Origin of the sequence: Paenibacillus sp. LC231, from assembly GCF_001860525.1 — a bacterium.
Taxonomy (GTDB): domain Bacteria; phylum Bacillota; class Bacilli; order Paenibacillales; family Paenibacillaceae; genus Paenibacillus_AQ.
The window spans coordinates 1-16,886 of record NZ_JFOM01000034.1; the positions used below are offsets into that span (position 1 = coordinate 1).

The 16,886-nt window shown below is 46.6% G+C and carries 16 protein-coding genes; 10 read left to right on the plus strand and 6 right to left on the minus strand.

From position 1 onward, the window contains the following. Window positions 1-295: 295 nt before the first annotated feature. The 5 genes from AK95_RS20875 to AK95_RS20895 all read left to right on the plus strand — a co-directional run bounded on the left by AK95_RS20875 (window position 296) and on the right by AK95_RS20895 (window position 4,791). Window positions 296-784 carry a hypothetical protein gene (locus AK95_RS20875; protein WP_235613188.1) on the plus strand — a complete coding sequence of 163 codons (489 nt, stop codon included), beginning with the start codon at window positions 296-298 and terminating at the stop codon, window positions 782-784. A 261-nt stretch (window positions 785-1,045) separates the two neighbouring features. Then, window positions 1,046-2,203, plus strand: a complete 1,158-nt coding sequence (locus tag AK95_RS20880; RefSeq protein WP_071221843.1) for a type III polyketide synthase — start codon at window positions 1,046-1,048, stop codon at window positions 2,201-2,203. Further along, on the plus strand, window positions 2,190-2,912 hold the full coding sequence (locus tag AK95_RS20885; RefSeq protein ID WP_071221844.1) for a methyltransferase domain-containing protein: 723 nt from the start codon (window positions 2,190-2,192) through the stop codon (window positions 2,910-2,912). The genes AK95_RS20880 and AK95_RS20885 overlap by 14 nt, the downstream gene beginning before the upstream one ends. A gap of 59 nt (window positions 2,913-2,971) precedes the next feature. Then, complete coding sequence (locus AK95_RS20890; RefSeq protein WP_071221845.1) at window positions 2,972-4,120, plus strand: NAD(P)/FAD-dependent oxidoreductase; 1,149 nt, start codon at window positions 2,972-2,974, stop codon at window positions 4,118-4,120. Window positions 4,121-4,242: 122 nt separating this feature from the next. Next, window positions 4,243-4,791: a DinB family protein gene (locus tag AK95_RS20895; RefSeq protein WP_071221846.1), complete on the plus strand. Its 549-nt coding sequence runs from the start codon at window positions 4,243-4,245 to the stop codon at window positions 4,789-4,791. 128 nt (window positions 4,792-4,919) lie between these two features. On the opposite strand, the gene AK95_RS20900 is transcribed toward AK95_RS20895, so the two are convergent. The 6 genes from AK95_RS20900 to AK95_RS20925 form a co-directional block, all read right to left on the minus strand. Further along, window positions 4,920-5,381 (minus strand): OsmC family protein, encoded by a 462-nt coding sequence (locus tag AK95_RS20900; protein ID WP_071221847.1) that lies wholly within the window; start codon window positions 5,379-5,381, stop codon window positions 4,920-4,922. A 245-nt stretch (window positions 5,382-5,626) separates the two neighbouring features. Then, window positions 5,627-6,022 (minus strand): large conductance mechanosensitive channel protein MscL, encoded by a 396-nt coding sequence (mscL, locus tag AK95_RS20905; protein WP_071221848.1) that lies wholly within the window; start codon window positions 6,020-6,022, stop codon window positions 5,627-5,629. A 670-nt stretch (window positions 6,023-6,692) separates the two neighbouring features. Further along, complete coding sequence (locus AK95_RS20910) at window positions 6,693-7,406, minus strand: DUF1796 family putative cysteine peptidase (protein WP_235613189.1); 714 nt, start codon at window positions 7,404-7,406, stop codon at window positions 6,693-6,695. Window positions 7,407-7,837: 431 nt separating this feature from the next. After that, on the minus strand, window positions 7,838-8,725 hold the full coding sequence (locus AK95_RS20915; protein WP_071221849.1) for a TetR/AcrR family transcriptional regulator: 888 nt from the start codon (window positions 8,723-8,725) through the stop codon (window positions 7,838-7,840). 94 nt (window positions 8,726-8,819) lie between these two features. After that, on the minus strand, window positions 8,820-10,271 hold the full coding sequence (locus AK95_RS20920; protein WP_071221850.1) for an alpha/beta hydrolase family protein: 1,452 nt from the start codon (window positions 10,269-10,271) through the stop codon (window positions 8,820-8,822). A gap of 52 nt (window positions 10,272-10,323) precedes the next feature. Beyond that, window positions 10,324-11,784, minus strand: a complete 1,461-nt coding sequence (locus AK95_RS20925) for an MDR family MFS transporter (RefSeq protein ID WP_071221851.1) — start codon at window positions 11,782-11,784, stop codon at window positions 10,324-10,326. Window positions 11,785-11,987: 203 nt separating this feature from the next. Here AK95_RS20925 and AK95_RS20930 point away from each other — a divergent pair, with 203 nt between their 5' ends. From AK95_RS20930 to AK95_RS20950, 5 genes are all read left to right on the plus strand, one after another. Beyond that, window positions 11,988-12,533, plus strand: coding sequence for a sigma-70 family RNA polymerase sigma factor (locus AK95_RS20930; protein ID WP_083397698.1), 546 nt, complete (start codon window positions 11,988-11,990; stop codon window positions 12,531-12,533). Next, complete coding sequence (locus tag AK95_RS20935) at window positions 12,520-13,722, plus strand: DUF4179 domain-containing protein (protein WP_071221853.1); 1,203 nt, start codon at window positions 12,520-12,522, stop codon at window positions 13,720-13,722. The genes AK95_RS20930 and AK95_RS20935 overlap by 14 nt, the downstream gene beginning before the upstream one ends. A 119-nt stretch (window positions 13,723-13,841) precedes the next feature. Beyond that, complete coding sequence (locus tag AK95_RS20940) at window positions 13,842-14,804, plus strand: DUF5643 domain-containing protein (RefSeq protein WP_071221854.1); 963 nt, start codon at window positions 13,842-13,844, stop codon at window positions 14,802-14,804. A 230-nt stretch (window positions 14,805-15,034) separates the two neighbouring features. Beyond that, window positions 15,035-15,409: a VOC family protein gene (locus tag AK95_RS20945; RefSeq protein ID WP_071221855.1), complete on the plus strand. Its 375-nt coding sequence runs from the start codon at window positions 15,035-15,037 to the stop codon at window positions 15,407-15,409. Between the two features lie 145 nt (window positions 15,410-15,554). Further along, window positions 15,555-16,682: an NAD(P)/FAD-dependent oxidoreductase gene (locus AK95_RS20950; protein WP_071221856.1), complete on the plus strand. Its 1,128-nt coding sequence runs from the start codon at window positions 15,555-15,557 to the stop codon at window positions 16,680-16,682. Window positions 16,683-16,886 lie beyond the last annotated feature (204 nt).

Genomic DNA, 16,886 nt, shown 5'->3' on the forward strand with positions numbered 1-16,886 from the left:
AAGTGAAAGTGACAAATAACAATGAGCCTGAACAGAGTTATGGTCAGGCTAGCGTCTTTAGGCGCAGTTTGGCAACAAGGGGTTATACCCCAAGAGCAAACCACCCGTTGGACGGGTGGTCATGATTTTCTAGAGAGGTAAGAGATAAATCTGATATATCTGAGCAAGTCGCCGTTCCCGAGTGGCTGGCTATGGTAAAATAAATCTAGAAATTTAACCAAATTTCTTGAAGGCTTGCTTTAACCGATAGGAGATGACGATTATACGATATCTAAAGGATATTCAGGAGCCGGGGATGGGAACCTGGTATTTTGAAATTGATAACAACGGCACGGCATATAGGCAGATCGTTCTTTATGAGGATGGCAGCTGCATTACATCCAACCGGAAGCACGAATCCTCTCATTTCATGCTGGCGGAGCATCCTCTTAATCCAGAGGAACCCTATTATTCAGAAATCAGTCAAGCTGCATTCGAGGAGCTTTGGTTGGAACAGCTGCAAGCCGGCATGGAGGACTGGCATCAGACTCAACGTTTATTTCCAGTAGGCGCTAAAGTGGAAGGGTTCATCGAGGCCTTTTTTCCGCAAGGCACATTGATTAACTTGTTGGAACCGCGGGCCGTTGGCTTGACTGACACGTGCGCTCTGGAGTCACGCTCCCCTGCTGAATGGATGTACCCTCGTTATCGGGTCATTGCCGAGGTATCCGGTTACGATGAAGTAAACCAATGGGTGCTTCTTGCCAATGCTGAGCTTCCAGGAAGTCAGTTGGACGAATCTTAACGCAGGATCCGCGTTCAGGATCAACAGCCAATCGCGTTTTCTTTTACATAAGCGTAACCATCATATGTAGCCAAGGAAACCACGAAAAAACCGTGGTTTTTTTTACGACTGCGGTCATGCGTATGAAGCGTTTGGTTTGAATTGGATATAATTTGCTATGCTCGGGTTATCCTAATCTCAAGAGAGTATGTCTTTGAACGAATTCAAAATGCCCAGGGAAGGGTAATCATGTTTAATTCCAAGACGAGACAGGAGGTTAGCATGAAACATACAGACGGTATATCCGATGTTGCGATACTCGGGATGGGTACGGCTTTGCCGGTACATTCGGTGGCACAGTCGGATATTGCGGATTTAATTGCTTCTACGCTGCAGGATCAACCCGATCTGGCCCGCTTTGCTCGAAGAGTATTTCGATCCTGCGGTGTCGAAACTCGTTATACTTGCGAATCCAACTACCTTGGTTCATTGGAAGAATGCCGCTATCTGCCTTCCCATGACGAGTCCGACATCCCGACTACCGAGGAACGAATGGATACATACAAGCGGGAGGCCCTCCCGCTTGGCATAGAAGCAGCCGAGAAGGCAATGAAAGATGCCGGTATGTCACCGGATCGAATCACGCATCTCATTACGGTCAGCTGCACGGGCCAATACCAGCCGGGCATGGATGTGCTGTTGATTCGTCATTTGGGGCTTTCACCGCGCGTCAATCGTCTGCCGTTGATATTTCAGGGATGTGCTGCGGGCCTTAAAGCGATTCAGATGGCAAGGGATGTTGTCAGAGGAGCGCCGGCGTCGCAGGTTCTGATTGTGTGCGTGGAGCTTTGCACCCTTCATTTTCAGCCGGTCAAGGAGAGGGAAGCGCTTTTTGCTGCTTCGTTTTTCGGTGATGGTGCCTCCTCTTGTGTTATCGGTCACCCGGAAACAGATCATCAACATTATTTGGAGCTTGGCTCGGGTTATTCGGTTGTGCTCCCGGATTCAACGGAGGATATGACGTGGGAAGTAGGCAATACAGGCTTTGACCTTTTTTTATCGCCGCGTATACCCAAGCTGCTTGGTACTCACCTGGAAGAAGAAATGCGTGTTCTTCTGAAGGGAGATAAGCTCCCAGAATTGTGGGCCATCCATCCTGGCGGACGAGGCATAGTGGATTCTGTCCAGGAAGTCATGGGTCTGACCGATGAACAAACCAAATACAGCAGGGACATTTTAAGAACGGCGGGGAATCTCTCCTCCGTGACGATTATGTTTGTGCTGAGTGCGATGTGTAAAGAGATGCAAGAGCTGAACAAAACTTCCACGGAAGGGGTAGCCATGGCCTTCGGCCCGGGCCTGACCGCGGAGCTTATGCGATTTACCTACGTGAAGTCATATACGTCATCGGTCAAGGATCTGAACCATGTCCTTCTTTAGAACCTTATCCATCCGGGCGCAGGAAGAGGAGCTTATGGATGACTTTTCCATGGGAGGGGAAGAGTTGATCGAAGCGCTGAAGCACTTAAGGAAACTGAATCGAATCTTCGCAGCGCCTGGTCCTACCTTAGACGGCGTAGAGAAGCTTTGGAAATCGATTGGTAGCCCGAGTACCCTTAGCATCATGGACGTAGGAGCAGGTTCAGGCGATGTAAACCAGAAGCTGCTGCAATGGTCGGATCAAAGGGGCATCAAGCTGAATATTACCTTGGTCGATATGACAAAAGAAGCATGCGATGAGGCTAAGCGCTTGTTTACGAACGAACCGAGGATTCAAGTTCGACGCGCCGATGTTAGAGATTTACCCGATGCATCGGCTGATATCGTGACAGGTTCCCAGTTCATCCATCATTTCCAGGGTGAGCAGCTGGTGGAGATGGTGATGCATATGCTGAGAGCTTCTATTTACGGGGTCGTGATCAATGATATTCATCGGCAACCGGTATCCTACACGGCAGTCTGGCTTACGACGCGTATCATTTCCCGCAATCGTTATATCCGCCATGATGGTCCGTTATCGGTTGCTAAGGGATTTAAAGGGAAGGATTGGAGAGAGTTGAAAAAGCAGCTCAATCACGACACCATGACCTATAAATGGAAGTCGTTGTTCCGTTATTCCGTAGTTATCCCGAAACAGGGGACTCGCTAGTCCTCTACACGTTACCAAATGAATGTTCTTCATGCAAGCTATGAGGCAGGTGTTCATATATGTCAAAGCAAGCGGATGTCATCGTCATTGGAGCGGGAGTAGCCGGCACAAGCTGTGCACTACAGCTTGCAAAACAAGGACATCGTACGATATTGCTGGACCGGCAATCCTTTCCGCGCCATAAAACCTGTGGTGAATTCATGTCCCCAGAGACCAAAGAGATGCTGGACTATCTAGGGGTCCAATTACGTGGAACGGTTGAGCCTAGTTCCATGGATCACGCCAAAATCGTAATGCCGCACGGCGGTGAGATTAACGCTCCGTTACCGGGGCAAGCAACCGGGATCAGCCGCTATGAACTGGATCGCCTGCTGCATGAGCATGCAGTGACCGCGGGCGCGGACATTGTCACGGGAACAACCGTAACCAACATTCAGAAGCTGGATAATCATCGGTATGAAGTCGATGCAAGGCTAGGGAATGAGATCGTTCGATATGAGGCAAGGGCCGTTATTGGTGCGTACGGTACAAAAAGGCCACGCGGCGTTGCCTCTGCCCAGGCGTATCGGGATGATACCGTGTATGTTGGTGTAAAATCGCATTATAGCGGCATTACGATCCCTGCTCAAGTTGAGCTGTATTTTTGCGAGGGGGGTTATGTCGGAATTTCGCCGATTGAAAATGGGATGGTCAATGTAGCCGCGTTGCTGACCTTGAAATCAGTGCAGGGCAGCGGCAAATCGGTGCCAGAAATTCTACGGGCCGCTTCACGTACGAACAGAAGGTTAGCCGAGCGAATGGCTGAAGGGGAGCCTGTTACGGGAACCCAGGTATCGATTGCCCCGCTTCATTTATCCAATACTCCGCATCCATGGTCGGAATATCCGCATATCGGCGATGCGATGTTGATGCTTCCGCCGCTGTGCGGGGACGGGATGTCGGTTGCTCTGCGATCATCATGGCTATGCTCCGGCTGGACACACAAATATTTGCATGGAGAATTAACCTTCGAACAATGGCGAGAGCAATATACGCTTGAAGCTAATCGTACGTTTAAGGAGCTTCTCAGAAGGGCTAGGAGAATTCAGAACCTGGCTTTTGCCAAAACCAACCGCTTCTATCCAGGCATCGCCCGGATGATTCCAGGATTGGCGTCCTATATCGTAAAAGCTACCCGGTTATCCGAATCGGGCATAGGCACCAGATAATAGCCGCATGATTGCGGCTTTTTTGTATTGTCATTCTATGGATATAAGTTGACTATTAGCAAACAAATATTTATTATGTTTATAAAATAACAGTCATACATATATTGGAATGGAGGGGCGTTATGCAGGATGGAAAGTATTCGCCTAATCCGACCGGGGTTATTCGAAGTACTCTTGATTTCCAGTTCCAAATCGCTTGGCAGATGCTCGACTTGCATCTTACGGGGCTTCACGATGAGGAGTTCCATTGGCGACCTGCTGCGAAGGGGCTCCATGTTTACCGTGATTCTGGAATCTGGCTGGCGGAATGGCCTGAATCCGAGGAGTATGGAATTGGCCCGCCGAGTATTTCTTGGCTGACATGGCATATCACATACTGGTGGTCTATGGTACTGAATCATTCGTTCGGCAGCGGGACATTGGTCCGTGAAGACATCCATTCTCTGGGTAACATCCAAGAGACCAGAGATCAAATACATGAAATGAGCTGCGAGTGGAAACGTGAAATGTCGGCTTTGACAGACGCTGCGTTCCTTTCTACGGAGCGGACTTTGTGGCCTTTCACGGATAAGCCTTTTCATGAATTGGCGGCCTGGCTAAATCTAGAACTGATGAAAAATGCGGCCGAGATCGGTTATTGCCGTTTCCTATATGCTGTTCACAAGCAATAATACTTGTATCCATGGGGCCATAGCATGATCTTTACCTGGGTATCCCTAAGAGGGATTCGAAATACGATGTAAAATGAAGGGCTGCTAAGTTGCTTTGTGCAACCGGGCAGCCCTTATATGTAGATTAATTAAGAATCGGTCACTCCGTTATTGATGACGATGCGGTCCAGTTTCAAATTTACCGGCGCCGCTATCGTATCGCCTACAGGGCACTTACGCTCCAGGAATTCAACGAATTGTTCAACCTTATCGGCGGACGAAGGGGTTTTGATGTAGAAGGTGTATCGAATATCAGAGTACCCTGGGCGTACGTCAGAGCGGTTAAAGAATCCGTCCAGGTCAATATCTCCTTCTACGTCAACCCTGAAATCTTCAAGGATCACATCGAATTTTGGTGCATATACACGGGCCACGATCGATTGGCATGCCCCAAGGGAGGCAAGCAGAGCTTCAACGGGGTTCATTCCGGTATCCGTACCTCCAAGGCTTTTCGGCTCATCGATGACTAACTCGAACTGCCTTACATTAGCAACAACTTTTACCCCTTCTTGCAAATGGGCTGTTGCTTTGAACGTTTGGACACTTGGCATATAGTACCATCTCCCTTTGTCTGGACAGCCCCATTAAGCGTAAGTGGACTGTACTATATTCAAATACATACTATTTAACTTGGATTAGTAAGGATTATAATTCTATTTAACATGATCTGTCAATATAGTATGAAGAGACCAATATGCCGTTCGTGTGTATTCCTATGGGTGAGACATGGAAGAAGGTAAAAAAAGAGCGTGTGCTCTCATAACGAAAACACACGCACTAGATCAGTTCCATATTATTATTCGGAAGCCTTATTTTGTTGTTTCAGCAAATCGCGAATTTCAGTCAACAATAGTTCTTCCTTCGATGGAGCCGGCGGCTCTTCCGCCTTCGTTTCTTCCTTGCGTTTGAAGCGGTTAAGTGTACGGATGAACATAAAGATCGAGAAGGAGACGATCAGGAAATCTACGACCGTCTGTAGAAAAACTCCATAAGTAAGCGTTGCATCTCCGATTGTCGCATCTAGTCCTGATAAATTGACTCCGCCAAGGAGCAAGCCAATTACCGGCATAATGATATCGCTCACCAAGGAGGATACGATTTTGCCGAATGCAGCACCAATGATAACCCCAATGGCTAAATCGAGCACGTTACCCTTAAGCGCAAAGGTTTTAAACTCTTTTAATAAATTCATAATACGTCACCTGCTTTTCAATTCAAAATGTAGGGCGGCATTTCATCTACCACTCGAAATATCCTATCAGCAACTAGTGAAATGCGCAAGATCGTTAAGCCGTATCATTTTACGGAAAATGCCAACATCGAGCTTTGCGCAGAAGAGGTTATATCCATGAATACTTTTTCGCAGCTATCAATTCTGGACGAACAGCGACATTGCAGATGAACTTGCTAAAGGCATTGCACCACACTGACTCTATTATTGAAAGTGGGGAAAAGTTCATTCAAAGCGTTAGGTAGGATGATTTTTTGCTCAATCGTACGCTTTCTTTGAAGAGAGCCTACTAGACATTAAGAGATTGAAGTTTTTTAGTTCATAGAAAAGATCGCACCAATATTGATGCGGTCTTTTCTGTGAACTATTAAGATTGGATGGAGGGGGGCTAAAAAATAAACTAGAACACGTACACCTTCTCGTATGTTACCTTTAGCATTCTCTTTTGATCCGCCCGTATTTTAATCAGCTCAATTGTCACAGTGTAACAACAAAATAACAATCATTTCGCGTTCAATAGCTATTTTTCTGTCATTACACTACAGCCGTAATATCAAAAAAGCTGTCCGCTTATTAGCGGCAGCTTTTTTACGTTTTGTTGTCATTTCCAACAGATGCTCTTACAGTTTACTTAGTCCTTCCAGTAGCCGGTCAAATAAAGCCCTTCCATCGCGTGATTCCAAATGGATACATCATTAGGACGGTCGATGGGAACCTGGAGGGTGCAAACGCCGTCGATCCCCCAATCCAATTCTTGCACATCTTGAATATCATGCATGGTTCGAAGAAAAAGTATATTACACGTACCGGCTACGAACGAGGATAAGACGGCATGAAGCAGAGCAGCCTCCGGGGCGTTCACTTCCCCCCACCTGATAAATAAAACGGATCGGCTGTTGTTGAGAACTTCATAGAATCTGTGAATGCGAAGATTTATCTTCTCTTTATAAGAAGCATACGATTGCGTCCAATCTTGATTGGGCCAAATCGGGAAGTCATGTACGGAGATCATATCATATTGCGTATCCAGTATGAAATGAGCATCATGGTACGGTCTTCCTCCAGCAGGCGTGGCGATTCCATCCTCCAAAAGAGCGGAAGTGCCTTCAATCTTCCGCATATGCTCAAGTTCCATAAATCCGATGAAGCGGTTGCTCAATAACCGGGTTACATCTGAAATGGAGTTCGTGATCATCCAATCAAGCGGGAAAGAAAAACGTCTTAGTTGACGCTGCCGCAAATTGATCGATGGCCCGCACCAGCTGCCCAAGCTGATGATCACATCATAGGCGCCTTTCACATCTACCAGCTTCACATTTGTCACCACTCTCTCATATACGTCCATGATTATCGTATTCAGCCTCTTTTCGGGACGTATGGACATTTATAGGTAGGGAACTGTTTGTTTTGATCGGAGTGTCTTACAAAAATGTAAGCTTGTAGAAAGGTTAATCGATAAGTGAATCTTTCATTATGGTTTAGACTGGGGGTAATGAACATATAAGAAGGTGATATATGATGAGAAATGTGATGATCATTTTATTTGCAATTACAAGCATTATGCTGATGGGGACGTGCAGGGAACTGGAGTTAGAACAAGCAGAATGCGGGGAGATGCATTGAATTGGGGATCAAGCGAAGGTCGAATACATGTAACATCATACGTACCTAAAGAAAAGAAGCCGCAAAGCATGCAGCTTCTTTTCTTTGAATGATTCCACGGACAGATTCCAATGTGAAGAGACAGAGAGGGCTAGGGCTTCCTTGGTTATCCTCTCAATTACTTTCTAGAATCAACTGCTGCAGTTGATTGGTGTAGAAAGTCAGCTCATTCTCCGAAGACAGATCCTTAAGCAGCGCTTGGATTAGAAAGGAACGTGGACGTTCAGCGGTGAACTCTTCCCGCAGCATCGCGGATACCTCAGACAAGTCTTTTTTTCTGGAGTTCGTGATGGACATATCCGGGATAATCGACTCAATCGTATCCATCAACGCTGTTCTTCGTATTTCTTGCGTATGAGTAAGTGCCTCTAAATCAACCATCGAATATTCCTTCATGAGTTCATCGGTGAGCAGGGGACGGGGAGCACGTTGTTCCAATCCCAGCATGAGATCATCCATTCGCTCAGCAATGAAAACAGCCAATTCCTTCTGAATGAGTGGTTTGAATCCAAACAAAACATGAAAGGTATACTCGCGGATCAATCCGTTAAAGACGGCTGTAGCATCCCATTTCCATTCCGCTATCGAATCCCCGTAATGACGGAGCAAAATATCCTGGTAATAACGAAACATATTCAATTGAAGCTGATGGATGACGGTACCGATCTTGTCACTGTTCGCCGGCGGGAGTTCGTTATGATCACGCGATATGTAATATCCATGCTCGATGAAAAAATCGAACTGATAAGCGATCTCCTCAAGAAATGTTTCCCTGCGGGATAAACCTTTTTTGCGGATCTGTTCTACGGCATCAATCATATCCTGCTGTCGTTTCTCCAGAATACGGATGTACAGCTCTTCTTTGGAACCATAGTATTTATAGATTGAGCCTTTAGCGATGCTGCAATCATCCGCGATATCTTGAATCGAAGTCGCTTGATATCCTTTTTCGGCAAAGGAACGAATAGCCGATTGCAATATTTTTTCTTTTAACAAACTCATAGCGCGGCCCCCTTAACGATGTACAAATAAACCGGATTCGATCACTATCATATCGTTTTTTGCAGAGCTAATCCACAGTCACATGAAAGGCGCCTCAATCTTGAACGAGCTTGATATCCGGATATTTCTTCGCTAGTTCATCCATGGCTTTATGCCGTATTCCCTTGAGATGCTGGTCAAAGAAAGCAACGCTTACCTCGTTTATGATGCGATGAACCGCTTCTGGATCCTCTCCCGGGTTAGGCAGCAGCGGAGAGAACAGATGAAAATCCGTATAACTCATATGGGAAGTATGTGGAATCGTCATCGCGTATCCGCCTCCCTGCAGAGCATTCATGCGACGCTTTACCGTTTCCTCCCAAAAATCTTCGTAATACTCCCTTGTATGGCCGCTTTGCACCATAGCTTGATCCAGCGAGTTATCGAATTTCGACTTGTCGATACTCTTCTCACCATTCATCTGTAGATATGGCTTATTAAGTCCCGTGCTCGGTATGGGTTCTCCATATAAGGTCCCATCCATATTGATCGCAGCCTTGATACGAGAATCCTTCAGCAGCATCTGGGCTGCAGTCGCACCGCCGTAAGAATGCCCGAACATGCCGATTCGTTCCAGATCAAGACGGCCGGTAAAACGGTCCTGTTCATCCTGTCTATTCAATTGTTCCAGCCGATTCAAAATAAAGGATACATCCTGAGTCCATAATGTCATATGCTCGTCAAGCGCTTCAAAACCTGAAAGCTGGTGCTTGTTGATCAAAACCTCCCGGCCGTCCGGGTATACGGTTGCAGCCGCATCATAGGCATGGTCGATTCCAACCACGATATATCCATGGCTGGCCAGCTCTTCGATCTGGAAGGTATTCTGGTTGCGGAAACCCGTCATGCCATGTGAAAAGATCAAGATCGGATATTCCTGCTCCATGGAGGACAGCGGGGCATTGCTGTAGGCATGGGTCTCCACGAGACCCAGATGGCTTAACGTCCAGGCTGGGAAGGACAGGGCCTGTTCGAGACCTTGTGTAATCGCTGCTACATTACGGATATAGGGTGCGGCTTCTTCCCCCGTTTCGGGCTCGGAAGGATACCAGAACTGTACCATCAGCTCACGGTGATCCGTCGGATCGACAGAGTACTCATCGGGCCGGTCATTGTCAATAAAATGGTATACCGCAGTTCCCACAGGATAGGGTCCCTGAGGTTGATGAAATGCGAATACAGGGAGCAGGAGAGGTAGTGCGACCATGACTGATGCGTATAGGAACATTACCGTGGTCCACAACCAGGCTGTCCATCTTCTCCTGCTATTACTGCGTGGTTTCTTTTCGGGTTTTCTAAAAATGATGCAAACCGTCAGGATAACGGAAGCCGCATAACAAGGAATCATTTGCCACCGGCAATCCTCAACGATGATCTGCACAACCGTAACGATATATAGCGCGATTAACGAGTAAATCAGCCGGCTTTTCTTCGATTTTGGTCCCCAAATCGTAGCTGTAGCCAGAGCGATAATGAATAGTATGATAACCAATTCTCCGAATCTCAAATAAGCTCCTCCTATGTGTAACGGTTATTGTGGTTTATTCGATGTCTGCTGTTCAATGGAACGAAGATTCATCGGTTATTAGTTTGGGTTTTCTAAGAAACAAGCTGAGAACCAGTCCTACACAAGCAATGCAGGCAGCCAGGAAAAAGGTGTCCGCAAAGGATGCAGCATGGGAATCCATAGGGTTGGCTCCAACAGGGTTACTCGGCAGGCTTGATGTCATCCGGGAAGATAAATATCCCGTGAAGCCGGCTACGGCAAACGAAGCGATGACCTGCTGTGATGCACTTGTGAGCGGAGTAACCCGGCTTACAAGGTGCTTAGGGGTTGCATTTAATACATGCGTATTCAGGGACATCATCGATAACCCCATGCCGGAGCCCATGAAGAACAATACGATCATGATGAGTAGTAAAGGGGTATCGGTTCGAACAAAGGACATCGTGAACAACGCAGCTGTCATCAGCGTCATTCCGGCCACAAGCTGGGGACGTGCGCCCACCTTATCAAAAAGCTTTCCTGCCAGAGGCATAAAGATCATGGAACCGACTGCCTGCGGCAGTAGAATGAGCCCGGTTGTCAGCGGAGTAAAACCTCTAATCTGCTGAAGAAGCAGCGGGAATAGTAGCACGGAGCCGAACATCGCTGCCTGCATGATCCAGGAGATGATGATGCCACGTGTAAAATCAGCCGATCTGAACGCACGCAGCTCAAGCAGCGGTTGTTTATGCCGTAAGCAGGACCAAATGAAGAGAAGCAGCGCAATCCCGCCGATAATGATTCCGGATAAAGTCTTGGCGGAAGTCCAGCTTACCCCTCCCTCACTGACTCCATAAGTAATCATGGCAAAAGCTATGGGCCCAAGTATCATGCCAACAATGTCCAGAGACGGAGCGTCCTTTCCTGGAAAGGAAGGCAGATGTTTGATGCCCACGAATAATCCAATCATGCCAATGGGGAGATTGATCAGAAAAATCCAATGCCAGCTGACAAACTCAATCAACCATCCGGATAATACGGGACCGAGCGCTGGGGCAAGCAGCAGTGGAATTCCAAACATTCCTATAATGGAACCTCTTTTATCCGGAGGTGCCAAACGGTACACCATGGCCATTCCGATCGGCGATACCATGCCGCCACCCATGCCCTGAATAACCCGGAAGGCGATGAGCTGCTCGGCTGTCTGGGCAAAAGCACATAACACGGATCCTATCGTAAACAATCCGATCGATATGAGAAACACCCGTTTGGGCTGAAATTTATCCGACAGCCATCCCGCTAGAGGGATGACCGCGGACAATGCAAGCGTGTATGCGGCGATCGACCATTGAATGGTATGCAGGGGGCTATCAAAATATTGAACTAGCGTAGGTACGGCGACATTGACGACCGTGCTGTCCAACAGGACCATGAAGGTGCCGATGATGACGGCAAGTAATGGCGCAAGGATGTCTTTAATTGCAAAAGCTCTTTCTTCTGAGGTGTTACGGATAATTGCAGATGGATCTGACATGATGGTGAACCTACTTTCTTTTAAAAATTTCGAGATTTGTACTTAATAGTTTTTTAAAAAACTATTAAGTCATTTATAATAGTAACGATGAACGTAATTTGTGTCAAACGGGCATCCATCAAGTTTTTTATCGAAAAATATAACATTTCGGTATACTCGTCCATCTAATCTTATAGAGGGCCCTCAAGAAGGAGATGAATATCGTGCGAGAATTGGAACATGAAGTCAAGAGAGCGCAGCGAGGAGATCGTGAAGCGTTTATCCGGCTCTTCCGGAGGCTGGAACCCGAACTGTATGGCTTGGCGAAGTCCATTCTAAAACGCGATGAAGATTGTGCGGATGCTTTTCAGGAGACAACACTTAAAGCATATAAATCTTTATCTACATTACAAAAACCAAAGTATTTTAAAACCTGGGTGATTCGGATTCTGATCAATGAATGCAATCAGCTGCTTCGAAGCAGAGAGCGTACCGTAGTCATGGCAGAAGTGCCTGAGCGCATACGAACATCCAACTATTATGAGGACAGCCACAAGCTGGATCTTCGTGAAGCGGTAGAACGCTTAGATGAATCGCTTCGAATCGTTATACACTTGTTCTATTTTCAGGATTTGCCCATTAAGGAAATCGCAAGCGTGCTTGATATCACGAATGGAGCGGTAAGGGCGCGTCTTCACAGAGCACGGGGAATATTGTTTGATCAGGTAAAACAAAATCGGAAGGAGAAGCTGGCCTATGAATCCTTTTGACTTGGACAAAGAACTTCGGGAGATAGGGAAAGTGCCTCAGCGCGAGGTTCCGGATATAATTCGCCGTCATCAGGACGAGGTTTACGCTTCTCTGACAAATCTTCCGATGTCAACGAGAACGAACCAGCAACAGCGTTCCACTAAGAAACGAAGAATGGTAGCAGTTGCTGCCGCGGTTGCCATGATTGCTGTGATAAGCAGTGCTTATGTATCACCGGCAGTGGCAGAATCACTAAAAAAAATTCCGCTGATCAGCAGCATTTTCAGGTTGGCTGATGATCTGGGGCTCCAAATAGCGGGGGAGCGAGGGTTGGCAGCTGAATCGAATGCCAGCGTAACGCATGAAGGTGTGACCCTTCGAATACCGCAGGTTGTATATGACGGGACTCGTTTGTCCTTAGCCGTGAAGCGGGAGGGTGAAGGATTTACCGGGAGGATAACGGATGTGGAAGTTATTAATGAGGGCAAGGGCACATCGCACCGATTTCAAAGAGGAGCCATCACCGATGTGGAGATGCTCATAGACGGCACCTCGATCCATGATCTCAGCCTGAGCGATAAACCCGGTCTGATTGGTAAGCCGACTTCGGATCCTAACGTCGTAATGTACGAACTTATAGGCTTCTCTCGATTAAATCATAGTCCATCCATACCGGATCAATTCCAGTTAACGGCCAAAATTTCGCTTGAAGGAATTGATGCACCCTATATCTTCCATATACCTGTTCGGAAAAATACAGATCAAATTATAGTCTCCTCTGGAGAAACAAGAGAATGGAACGGACTTCAAATTTCGCTGGAGCAGCTGAAATTCACACCAATCACAACAGATCTCATCATGAATCTCGAACGGTTGGACAAGTCCGGGAAGCTTGGTGACCATAATCTGCTGTTCGAGGTTTGGGATGATCGGGGGAGAGAGCTCGGCCGGATTTCCGGGAAGGGAGTCTACCGGGATGATCGACAACAACAACAGCAGCTGGAGTTGATATTTGACCGGTTTGAAGTGGCGCCAGATTCCATAACGATCAAGCCATTCCTGCCCGTCTTTCAAGATCCCATAGCTAACAGCGGCTTGTACAAAGTCGATAGTAAGGGAGAAGTGGTCAAGACGTACCTGAAAGAATTGGAGATTACCATTCCAGTCAATCATCTCGGTTTGGATAAGCTGTATGACGTTCAATGGTGAAAATACAAAAACCGGCAGCTTCGACAACATTGCAGATCATATTGCAAGGTTCTGATAAGATAAATCCGGATCAGGAAAGAGCGACATAAAAAATAGAAATCAATTTAGGAGGAAAAAATATGAAAACAATATATAAAGTAATGAGTTCCGTAGCATTGACAAGCATGCTTCTGGGAGGAGCAGTATGGGGAACTGCCCAGGCGGCGAGCATAACGGCAACTAAGCCTCAAGCGTCAACGAGCTTGCTCCAAGACGAATTCAAGGCAGCTAGTGATACCCAACAAGGGATTACCCTTGGAGTATCCAAAGCATTATACGACGGAAACCATGTTAAGGTTGAACTAAAGCGAAGCGGTAAAGAACTTCCCGGCAGTTTAACCGGAGGCAAGTGGGATGAGCAGATGGGTGAGTATGTTCACGATAAAGGTTCTATCCGCCAAATGGACGTCTTCATTGACAACAAATCCATACACGAATATGGGGGAGGGGATTTAGCAAAAAGACCAAGCGTAAGCACATCACCGGGTACAGATCCGAATCATGCGGTTATCATACTGAGCGATGCATCCCTGCTTGGAGACGACCTTGAAGCTTTTCCTGATAAGTTCAAGTTAACGGCTAAAATAGATCTGGAAGGTGTTCAAAAACCGTTCAAGTTGGAGATTCCGATTCAAAAAGTGATGAACAAACCGGTTGTTCTTCAGCCTAACCTAACTAAAAAAATGGATGATCTCCGCATGACGCTAAAGCAGGTTCATTCTACAGTTCACTCCACCCGAATTCAGTTCGTTCTGAGGGGTGGACATGATTCAACGATCCTGTATGATTTCCTTGATGATCAAGGTAATGAACTGGAGCGAATTTCGGGAAGAGGCACCGATGAGAACAACAAGAACGGTGATTACTATTACGACTTTATTCTGGAGGCTCCGGAAGCGAACGCAAAATCGATTATCATGAAGCCGTTCACGCCTGAATTCAAAGATCCCCATGCAGCTTCAGGCGAATTCAAACTGGATAAAAACGGAGAGATCGTCAAAAATCACTTGAAAGATCTTGAGTTAATTATTCCTATAAAATAATTCACTAGACTACCCTTTTCACAGCAAATGAAGAAGTGTCCGCAGAATATTTGACGGGCACTTCTTTTTTCATAGCATTTCGTATGAAATTAAACCAATATTTAACCTAAAATCGCAATGGATAAGAAATATACATGCATCTGACATGCTATGATCAGAAGTGAAAGGAAGTCTTAGAAGCAAGCCAGTATTGACATTTAATTTACTTATACGAGGGAGTGTAACAATCGATGATTAGCAAAGTTGGTCAAATTATGGTGTATGTGAATAATCAGGATCAAGCCGTAAAGTTTTGGACTGAAATGGTAGGATTTCAAGTCATAGCTGAAGAGAACAACGGCGAAATGAGATGGATTGAAATTGCTCCAACAAAGGAAGCAGAAACTAGCATTATTCTGCATGATAAGGAGTTCGTAGCCAAAATGTCGCCAGGATTACATTTGGGCACACCTTCTTTAATGTTTTTCACGGAAAATTTCGATGCGCTCCACAGCCATTTAACCAGCCACAATATCACGGTCGGCGAAGTGGTAAATATGCCCTCCGGCAGAGTTTTCAACTTTGCGGATTATGAAGAAAACTATTTTGCTGTCATGGAAAAATAAGAATAACCGATTCATAAGATCAACCATAGATCATATGAATGCGAAGTCGCCTATTTGGCGGCTTTTTTGTATGTTCGTTTGTGTTATACTTTTTTCCTGCATTCGCTATAATGGATACAGTGATTTAAGGAAAGGAATGTCATGCATGAAGAACGTGATCGTCATTGGTTCGGGAATACTTGGGGCATCGACTGCATATCAGTTGGCCAAAATGGGAGCGGAAGTCCTTATTATCGACCGCAAAGATAAAGGACAGGCTACGGATGCCGCGGCAGGCATTATCTGCCCCTGGCTATCGCAAAGGCGGAATCAGGCATGGTACCAATTAGCCAAGGCGGGCGCACGTTTTTACCCTGAGTTAGTGAAAGAACTCATCAGCGAAGGTGAGACAGAAACGGGCTACGCACAAGTCGGGGCCCTTAGCATTCACGAGGATTTGGATAAAATCCGCAAGATGGAGGAAAGGGCTCATGACAGAAAAGCGGATGCTCCTGAAATCGGTGAGATAACCCGGCTGAATGAGGAAGAAACGCATAAGCGTTTCCCATTGCTCCGAGATGGCTATCATTCCGTTCACATTAGCGGCGCCGCCCGTGTCGATGGTCGTGCACTGCGCGATGCGCTGATCCGGTCCGCTCAGAGGAACGGGGCCAAGCTTATAAACGGGGATGCCGCATTGTTATATCAAGCTAATCGTGTAACCGGAGCAGCTGTCGGAGCAAGCAGCTTTGCGGCAGATGAAGTCATTGTTTGTGCTGGTGCATGGGCTAATCAATTGCTTCAGCCACTAAGCATTCATTTTCAGGTTCGTTTTCAAAAAGCGCAAATCATGCATGTGCAGGCGACTGACCGGCAAGATACAGGCACCTGGCCAGTCGTCATGCCGCCATCGGATCAATATTTACTCTCTTTTGATAACGAGAAGATTGTGATCGGAGCGACTCACGAAAATGAAGTCGAAGGCTACGATACGAGAATAACAGCCGGAGGCATGCAGGAAATCCTGAATAAAGGATTGGTCTTGGCGCCGGGACTAGCTGACAGCACGTTTCAGGAAGTACGTGTCGGATTTCGTCCGTTTACCCCCGGATTTCTTCCGGTAATAGGTGCTGTCCCTGGCTGGGAAGGCCTTATAACGGCAAACGGCCTGGGCGCGTCCGGACTGACGATGGGCCCCTTTATCGGTAGTCAATTGGCGAGATTGGCTCTTGGAATACCACTGGATATCGACATCGATGCTTATGATATTCGTAAAGCGATCGAAGAGCGTTGAAGCATGGCGGCTAAATCGATTCTGAGCAAGCAATTGGTGAGCGGAATCTTCAGTCACTATAAAGAAAGCCGCGAAATTGAACTGCACCCCAATTGTTAGACACATCTAACAGGTGGAGGTGCAGTTTTTTTATGACTAAATTTACTAAGGATAGCAAATTGGCATTAATTCAAGGGTATGACTCTGATCTTCTATCTCAGACAG

Bases quoted from the DNA above. Each gene is read 5' to 3' on its own strand.
- AK95_RS20935 (WP_071221853.1), top strand. From the start codon at position 12,520: ATGAATCCTTTTGACTTGGACAAAGAACTTCGGGAGATAGGGAAAGTG.
- AK95_RS20880 (WP_071221843.1), top strand. From the start codon at position 1,046: ATGAAACATACAGACGGTATATCCGATGTTGCGATACTCGGGATGGGT.
- AK95_RS20910 (WP_235613189.1), bottom strand. From the start codon at position 7,406: ATGGACGTATATGAGAGAGTGGTGACAAATGTGAAGCTGGTAGATGTG.
- AK95_RS20925 (WP_071221851.1), bottom strand. From the start codon at position 11,784: ATGTCAGATCCATCTGCAATTATCCGTAACACCTCAGAAGAAAGAGCT.
- AK95_RS20895 (WP_071221846.1), top strand. From the start codon at position 4,243: ATGCAGGATGGAAAGTATTCGCCTAATCCGACCGGGGTTATTCGAAGT.
- AK95_RS20915 (WP_071221849.1), bottom strand. From the start codon at position 8,725: ATGAGTTTGTTAAAAGAAAAAATATTGCAATCGGCTATTCGTTCCTTT.
- AK95_RS20945 (WP_071221855.1), top strand. From the start codon at position 15,035: ATGATTAGCAAAGTTGGTCAAATTATGGTGTATGTGAATAATCAGGAT.
- AK95_RS20940 (WP_071221854.1), top strand. From the start codon at position 13,842: ATGAAAACAATATATAAAGTAATGAGTTCCGTAGCATTGACAAGCATG.
- AK95_RS20885 (WP_071221844.1), top strand. From the start codon at position 2,190: ATGTCCTTCTTTAGAACCTTATCCATCCGGGCGCAGGAAGAGGAGCTT.
- AK95_RS20900 (WP_071221847.1), bottom strand. From the start codon at position 5,381: ATGCCAAGTGTCCAAACGTTCAAAGCAACAGCCCATTTGCAAGAAGGG.
- mscL (WP_071221848.1), bottom strand. From the start codon at position 6,022: ATGAATTTATTAAAAGAGTTTAAAACCTTTGCGCTTAAGGGTAACGTG.
- AK95_RS20950 (WP_071221856.1), top strand. From the start codon at position 15,555: ATGAAGAACGTGATCGTCATTGGTTCGGGAATACTTGGGGCATCGACT.
- AK95_RS20890 (WP_071221845.1), top strand. From the start codon at position 2,972: ATGTCAAAGCAAGCGGATGTCATCGTCATTGGAGCGGGAGTAGCCGGC.
- AK95_RS20875 (WP_235613188.1), top strand. From the start codon at position 296: ATGGGAACCTGGTATTTTGAAATTGATAACAACGGCACGGCATATAGG.